Source organism: Bradyrhizobium sp. 142 (assembly GCF_023074015.1).
In the GTDB taxonomy this organism is placed as follows: Bacteria; Pseudomonadota; Alphaproteobacteria; order Rhizobiales; family Xanthobacteraceae; genus Bradyrhizobium.
In genome coordinates, this window is the sequence record NZ_JADPKQ010000211.1 from 1 (window position 1) to 1,502 (window position 1,502).

Annotated in this window: 2 protein-coding genes; both read left to right on the forward strand. The window is 62.6% G+C overall.

Annotated elements, in window-relative coordinates:
- The first annotated feature begins 93 nt into the window (after nt 1-93).
- Entirely contained in the window at nt 94-453 is a 360-nt protein-coding gene (locus IVA82_RS19395; RefSeq protein WP_247387504.1) for a hypothetical protein, read from the forward strand.
- Between the two features lie 2 nt (nt 454-455).
- Complete coding sequence (locus IVA82_RS19400) at nt 456-707, forward strand: hypothetical protein (RefSeq protein ID WP_247387505.1); 252 nt, start codon at nt 456-458, stop codon at nt 705-707.
- Nucleotides 708-1,502 lie beyond the last annotated feature (795 nt).

A 1,502-nucleotide genomic window follows, 5' to 3' on the forward strand; every position in this document is an offset into this window, starting at 1 on the left:
GGGCCGGCAGTAGGCCACACCCATTGCCGCGCGCAATTCCGGCCGGAACGATCCGACAGCAGCGTGATTGCACCTCCTGAGTAGGAGTTGCGTATGCGTCAGTCACCCTCGATCGTGCCGCTGGATCGTCTCGATCGCGACGTCTACCTCGTCCTGGAGGACTTCGGCGCCCGAGCAGGCTGCTCCTGGCGCGAGACCGATGAGCAGGACACCGATCGCGAGACCGTGCTCCGCGACCTCCTCTCCGGCCAGTACGCCTATCCGGTCCGGATCGTCGCCTTCAACGCCATTGAGCGGTTGTCCCGCGACGCGACCGGCGAAGTCGCAGATGAGCTTGGTGAACGCGCCGCCGGCAACGCCGAGATCACGCCAGCCTTGCGGGCCTTCATCGAGGCGAATGCTACCCGGCCCTTTGCCGTCCAACTGGCGCTTCCATTACGCGGAGCTGCTTGAGCATGGCGCGCCTGAACCCCGCCGAGCAGATCGAGCAGGCTTATGACCTCGCCATGATCGCGCTGGCCGACTACCTGACGCACGAGCGCGACGCGGCGACCACGATCGACCGGCTGCTCCGCATCCTCGATCGCAACAGCCTCCGCGACGCCATCACCGAAGTCCCGGTCGACGCCCGGGTGCATCCGAGGCCGAGAGCGGATGCCGGAGTCCGGAATGAGTTTCCGGCGACAGAAGTACCGATCAAGGGTTGAAACTCATTGAATGATGAAGCGGTTGAGCTGTCCAGCGCGCGCGCTAGCCGGATGCGGCCGATCCGCTGGCCGAACTCGTGCACGGTGTAGTCGTCGGGGCCGATGCTGCGAATGGTGATCATTGGTGGAGAGTCCATCCGCCATCAATGCCGCGGTCTCCGCGGCTGGCAGATCGTCACGGCTGGGGCTCGGAACGCACGAGAGCTACTGCGCGTCCTGGGTATAGAAAGGTTGGTCCACGGACTCGTGCTAAAGGCGCCCAGCTCGAACGCTACTATGAAGGCGTGTCTGCGTTTGACCAATTCATCTTAAGAGCACCCCGATGCACCCCCATGCGCCGGGGTTTTTCATCTGGATCAATCCTCGCGCCAAATCTGCCGCCCGCCCACTGTTGAGGGCTTTCGCTTTATGCAAGACAAGCGACGACGGCGAGAGCTACGTCGGCGCTGAGGTCACCCGAGTGCATCGACAAGAGAATGCCGGCACCAAGCAAAATTGCAATGCCTTTAAGCGCGATCATCTTGAATCCCGTCGTTAATCAGAGGATGCCAGACGCGGACGATTTCGGGAGTGCTTCGCGTGAGGCAGCAAACGGTTTCGTTCACCAAGAGGCCGCTGGCGAGCACGCATAAAAGGGCCGCAGCAGGGGTCCTCTGCGGCCCGCGCGTGGTCAATCAAACTGGGTAAAAAGATCTAGGCTCGCATGCGAGGCGCTTTTGCGGATCAGGGCGGGTTGTTTTCGTACATTTCGCCGGAGGCGCGGGTGCCTGCGAACCACCCGCTGAGGAAGATCCG